Below are 5,757 nucleotides of genomic sequence, written 5' to 3' on the forward strand. Positions count from 1 at the left end.
ACCGCCGGGACCGCCGGGACCGCCGGGACCGCCGGGACCGCCGGGACCGCCGGGACCGCCGGGACCGCCGGGACCGCTGTCGGGGCGAAGGACGGCGACGAGGTTCCCGGCGGCCGCTCCCGGGCCATGACCGTCGTCGGCCATCTCACCCTGGCCCTGCTCGGCGTGGCCTGCATCTTCCCGATCTACTGGATGTACGCGACGTCGCTGCGCCGCCCCGACGATGTCTACAAGTCATCCGTCCTGCCGTGGCCGCTGTCGGTCGGGAGCTACTCCACGGCGCTCGACGAGCTCAACCTTGCCCGGCTGTTGCTGAACACCACCTGGGTCGCCCTGCTCACCGCGATCGGGCAGCTGCTGACCAGCGTGCTGGCGGCCTATGCCTTCGCGGTGTGGAACTTCCGCGGCAAGAAGCTGCTCTACCTGGCGTTCGTCGGCACCTGGCTGGTCCCGTTCCAGGTCACGATGCTGCCGAACTACGTGCTGCTGCACGACCTCGGGCTGCTCAACTCGCTGTCCGGCGTGATCGTGCCGAACCTGGTATCCGCGCTCGGCGTGCTGATGCTGCGCCAACACTTCGACAGCTTCCCCAAGGAGCTGCTGGAGGCGGCCCGGATGGACGGCCGGTCGTCCTGGTCGACGTTGTGGTCCGTGGTCGTGCCGAATTTGCGCGCGCCGCTCGCGGCGCTGTCGATCCTGCTGTTCGTCAACGCGTGGAACGAGTACTTCTGGCCGGCGATGGTCCTCCAGCGCGGCAACCTCGTCCTGCAGCTCGGCATCAGCAGCTTCATCCACTCCACGGAGACCGAGGAGTGGGGCCCGCTGACCGCCGCCGCCGGCCTCGCCACCCTCCCGATCTTCGCGCTCTACCTGGCCCTGCAGCGCCACGTCATCAACGGCTTCGTCCGCTCCGGCCTGCGCTGACCCAGCCGCCCACCACCCACCACCGACCCCCGCCAACCCCCACCGCCCACCACCGACCCCCGCCAACCCCCGCCGACCCCCGCCGACCCGCCCCTCACCGCCAACCCGACCCCCGCCGCCGCCCCCCGGCCGCCGGAGCGCCGAGACCGCCGAGACCGCCGAGACCAGCGAGACCAGCGAGACCGGCGAGACCGCCGAGACCGCCGAGACCGCCGAGACCGCCGAGACCGGCGTCCGAATTGTCGGATGTCTGCGGGGGAACGAGGCTTCGGGCCGCTTCTGCATGCCTCCGCGCCCGTTTTGCCCCTGCAGAAGCGGCCCGAACCCACCCAGCCCCACGCCGACGGCGCGGCGGGAGCGGCGGGAGCGGGTGGCTGGTCCGCGCGCGGGCAGGAGGGGTGTGACCGGTACCCCCGCACCACGTTCGACCCTTACGTAAGGGTACTTTGTGCTGGTCACGACCATAAGGTCGCGGCTGCGTCGGCGTGGTCCCAGGTGCCCGAGCCGTCACTGTGCGGCGGCACCGACAGCGCGCGCTCGCATCCTTAACGACCGGAAGGACGCGATGATCCGAGCGATGCCGTCAACTCCCGGCCGACACCGGATGGTTCGTACGTTCGGACCCGGCCGACCCGCTCGACGCCGCCCCGACCTGCCGGCACTGACCGGCCTGCGCGCGGTCGCGGCCGCCGTGGTGTTCTCCCGTCACATCCACGCGGACGTGGAGGACGCGCTCCCGGTGGCGCCGATCGGCAACATCGGCTACACCGGCGTCGCGTTCTTCTTCGTGCTTTCCGGATTCGTGCTCACCTGGTCCGCCAGCGTGACGACGACTGCGCGGTTCTACTGGCGCCGGTTCGCCCGGGTCTACCCGCTGTACCTTGTCGCCATCCTGTTGTGGCTGGCACTCGCCTGGCCACTGGGCATGATCGGTGAGTTCGGGTCGACGCCGGCGGCGATCCTGCCGAGTCTGCTGCTGGTCCAGGCGTGGATTCCCACCCAGTCGATCTACTTCGGCTGGGGTGGGGCGGTGCTGTGGTCGTTGTCCTGCGAGGCGTTCTTCTATCTTGTCTTCCCGTTCGTGTACCCGCGGCTCGCCGCCCGGTCCACCGCGGGCCGGATCGGCGCGGCGCTGGTCATCCTGGTGCCGACGGCGGCGGTGGCCTGCCTGGCGGGGGCCGTCGACCCGCGGCTGGATCTCGCCGCCTTCGCCAGCCCGGCGCTGCGCGTCGGGGAGTTCGTCCTCGGCATCGCCTTGGGGCTGCTGGCCCGGGACGGCCTGCGCGGCACGGCCCGGGCCCGGCGGACTGTCGCTGTCGCCGCGGGCGCCTGGCTCGCCGTGCCGATCGCCCTCGGCTACCAGTACGGTGATCATCAGGGGCTGATCGACACGCTCGTCCTGCCGTCCTTCGCCGCGACCATCTTCCTCGTCGCCACCCGGCAGGCGGACGGGCGCGGGGTGCCCGGCGTCAGCACCCGGCCCCTCGTCTACCTCGGCGTGATCTCCTACGCGTTCTATCTCGTCCACCCCGGCGCGCTCGCCGTCGTGAGCAGACTCGGCTGGCTGGACGCGCGGACGCCGGGCGCGGCGGCGTTCGGGGTGCTCGCCGGGCTCGCACTCGCCCTCTGCGCCGCCGCGGTACTGCACCACACCGTGGAGCAACCCGCCCACCGCTACCTGGTGCGCCGGTTCAGCGGACCACCCGAGCGGGTCGCGGTGCCCGTCCTGCGCGCGGCTGGATCCGCGTGATGACGAGACCCCCGTCCCCATCCGGATCTGACACCGAGCGGTCCACCACCCAGCGTGGTCGCCGAGTACGAGCATCGCTGCTCGTGCTGGCGGGGGTGCTTGCCGTGCTGGTGGGTGTCGGGGCGTGCTCCGGGGGTTCCGGGGGTTCGGCGTCACCGTCGGCGGGCGCGTCACCGTCCGCGGCCCCGTCGGTCCGGTCCGGGCTGGGGTGGGCGTCGGGGGCGAACGGCAACTATCCGGTGGATGTCAACGCGTGGGCGAGCTGGACGGGCCGGCCGGTCGATGTCGCCATCGTGTTCACCACCCGGTCGGACTGGGCGAACATCACGACCGCCAGCTGGCCGATGGGCGCGTTCACCCCGGCGAAGTTCCCCGGTCAGGTGTCGGTGGCGCAGCCGCTGTATCCCAGGGATGGCAACGAGGCGGCCTGCGCCCATGGCGACTACGACCGTTACTGGGCGGCGTTCGGGCAGACGTTGACGCGCAACGGGCGCGGGGACGCCTACGTCCGCCTTGGCTGGGAGTTCAACGGGAACTGGTTCTGGTGGAACGCGAAGGACCCGGCGGCGTTCCGCAGCTGCTTCGCGCACGCCGCCACCGCGCTGCGCTCGACCGCTCCGCAGGTGAAGATCGAGTGGACGATGAGCGCGCACCGCGACACGCTCACCAACCGCACGTCCGACGTCTGGGAGGCCTATCCGGGCGACCAGTACGTCGACGTCGTCAGCATCGACACCTACGACTCCTACCCGCCGTCCACCTCGCAGCAGACCTGGGACCAGCAGTGCCATCAGCGTTCCGGGCTGTGCACGGTCGCGGAGTACGCCCGCGCCCACCACAAGAAGCTCGCGGTTCCCGAATGGGGCCTGGTGCGTTCGACCGGCGGCGGCGGCGACAACCCGTACTACATCGGAAAGATGCACGAGTTCTTCACGGCGAACACCGACATCCTCGCCTACGAGGCGTATTTCAACAACGCCGAGGACATGAACGTCCAGTCGTCGCTGCACAGTCCCAACCTGAACCCGAACAGCGCCCGCACCTACCTGGACCTCTTCGGAAAGAGCGGCTGACGCCGGCCGGGCCGCGCAGACCGACCCCGCCAGCTCCACCGCCAGTCCCTCTCCGACGCCAAACCGGACACCGGCCCCCGTAGAGCGACCAGCCAGCCCCACGGCAGGTCGCCCTGTGGGGACATATCGGACACCGGGCCGCACAGAACAACCAGCGTGGGGCGCGGCCGGCTCCTCTGCCGAGATCAACGGACCGGACGCTACGCCGCCGACGCGGTCGAGGCCGTGAGCAGGGTGGCGAGCAGCGAGGTGTCGTGGGTGGCGGCGCGGAACTCCGGGTGGTCGAGGGCCTCGGCGAGGAAGCCGGCGGTGGTGGCGATGGTGGGGCCCTCGACGACCGTTTCGGCCAGGGCGCGGCGCATCCGGGCGATGGCGCCGGCGCGGTCGGGGGCCCAGACGATGAGCTTCGCGAGCAGCGAGTCGTACAGCGCCGGGATGCGGTAGCCGGCGGTGAGGTGCGTGTCGACGCGGACGAACGGGCCGCCGGGCAGTTCGAGGCGCTCGACCAGGCCCGGGGTGGGGCGGAAGTCGCGGGTCGGGTCCTCGGCGTTGAGGCGGCACTCGATCGCCACACCGCGCGGGGTGACGTCGGCCTGGCCGTAGCCCAGTGGCTCACCGGCGGCGACGCGCAGCTGCTCGGCGACGAGGTCGATGCCGGTGACCATCTCGGTGACCGGATGTTCGACCTGCAGCCGGCAGTTGACCTCCATGAAGTAGTAGCCACGGCGCTGCGGGTCGTAGAGGAACTCGACCGTGCCCGCGCCGACGTAGCCGGCGGCCAGGACCGCGCGCACGGCGTCGGCGCCGAGCTTCTCGATGCCGGCGGGGTCGACGTTCGGCGCCGGGGATTCCTCGACGAGCTTCTGGTGGCGCCGCTGCAACGAGCAGTCCCGCGCGCCGAGGTACACGCCGTGGCCGTGACTGTCGCAGAGCACCTGGATCTCGACATGGCGGGCGGAGGCGAGGTAGCGCTCGAGGTAGAGCCGCCCGTCGCCGAACACGGCGAGCGCGGTCGACCGGGTGTGTGCGTAGGCCGCGGCGAGCTCGGACCGCTCGTGCACGATCCGCATGCCGCGCCCGCCACCGCCGGCGACGGCCTTGAGAATCACCGGGTAACCGATCTCGTCGGCCAGCGCGAGGGCGGCCTCGGGGCTCTCGAGGGCGTCGCGGCTGCCAGGCAGCAGCGGCAGGCCGGCCTCGCGCATGACGGCGCGGGCGAGGGCCTTGTCGCCGAGGCTCGCCATCACCGACGCCGGCGGGCCGATGAAGACGATTCCCTCGTCCTCGCAGACCTCGGCGAACTCCGGGTTCTCGGAGAGGAAGCCGTAGCCGGGGTGGATCGCCTGCGCGCCGCGGGTGCGGGCGGCCTCGACGACGGCGGGGATGTTGAGGTAGCTGCGCTTCGACGGCCCCGGCCCCACCTGCACGGACTCGTCGGCCATCCGGACGGCCGCCGAGTCCCGGTCGGCCGCCGAATGCGCCACGACGGTGCGGATGCCGAGTTCGCGGCAGGTGCGCACCACCCGCAGCGCGATCTCGCCGCGGTTCGCGACGAGCACGGTGGTGAACATCAGCTGTCCCCGTCCACCGGGGCGAGCACGAACAGCGGCTGGTCGTGCTCGATGGGCGCGGTGTCCTCGGCGAGGATCCGGACGATCCGCCCGGCCCGGTCCGCCTCGATCGGGATCATCAGCTTCATCGCCTCGACGATGCCGACCTGCTGGCCGGCGCGCACCACGTCGCCCTCGGTGACGAACGGCGCCTTACCCGGCTCGGCGGCCCGGTAGAACACACCGACCGACGGCGATCCAACGGTGAACGTCCCCGCCTCGGCCGTCGCACCCGGGGCGGCGCCGTTCACTGCGGCGGCGCCGTTGGCGCTGGGCGCGCCCGGGGCGGCGGTGAGGGCGGGAGCGGCGCCGGCTTCGACGGACGGCTGGAGGACGCCGAACGCCAGGCCGCCGACGCCAGCGAGCACATCCTGCGCACGCGGCGCTGGCAGGAGGACAC

At 72.0% G+C, this 5,757-nt stretch carries 5 protein-coding genes; 3 read left to right on the forward strand and 2 right to left on the reverse strand.

What is annotated here, in order from left to right:
* Positions 1–126: 126 nt before the first annotated feature.
* The 3 genes from MXD58_RS18415 to MXD58_RS18425 all read left to right on the forward strand — a co-directional run bounded on the left by MXD58_RS18415 (position 127) and on the right by MXD58_RS18425 (position 3,747).
* Positions 127–924, forward strand: coding sequence for a carbohydrate ABC transporter permease (locus MXD58_RS18415; protein WP_248837456.1), 798 nt, complete (start codon positions 127–129; stop codon positions 922–924).
* A gap of 604 nt (positions 925–1,528) precedes the next feature.
* Complete coding sequence (locus MXD58_RS18420) at positions 1,529–2,674, forward strand: acyltransferase family protein (protein ID WP_250609631.1); 1,146 nt, start codon at positions 1,529–1,531, stop codon at positions 2,672–2,674.
* Positions 2,674–3,747 (forward strand): glycoside hydrolase family 26 protein, encoded by a 1,074-nt coding sequence (locus MXD58_RS18425; protein ID WP_248837380.1) that lies wholly within the window; start codon positions 2,674–2,676, stop codon positions 3,745–3,747. Before MXD58_RS18420 ends, MXD58_RS18425 begins: the two co-directional genes overlap by 1 nt.
* A gap of 200 nt (positions 3,748–3,947) precedes the next feature.
* Here the strand turns inward: MXD58_RS18425 and MXD58_RS18430 are convergent, their stop codons facing one another.
* Both MXD58_RS18430 and MXD58_RS18435 read right to left on the reverse strand, forming a co-directional pair.
* Positions 3,948–5,318: an acetyl-CoA carboxylase biotin carboxylase subunit gene (locus tag MXD58_RS18430; RefSeq protein WP_248837379.1), complete on the reverse strand. Its 1,371-nt coding sequence runs from the start codon at positions 5,316–5,318 to the stop codon at positions 3,948–3,950.
* A complete protein-coding gene (locus tag MXD58_RS18435) occupies positions 5,318–5,608 on the reverse strand; it encodes an acetyl-CoA carboxylase biotin carboxyl carrier protein (RefSeq protein WP_308301995.1) in 291 nt (96 codons plus the stop codon). The genes MXD58_RS18430 and MXD58_RS18435 overlap by 1 nt, the downstream gene beginning before the upstream one ends.
* Positions 5,609–5,757: the final 149 nt, after the last annotated feature.

It is taken from the genome of Frankia sp. AgKG'84/4, assembly GCF_023242965.2.
Taxonomy (GTDB): domain Bacteria; phylum Actinomycetota; class Actinomycetes; order Frankiales; family Frankiaceae; genus Frankia.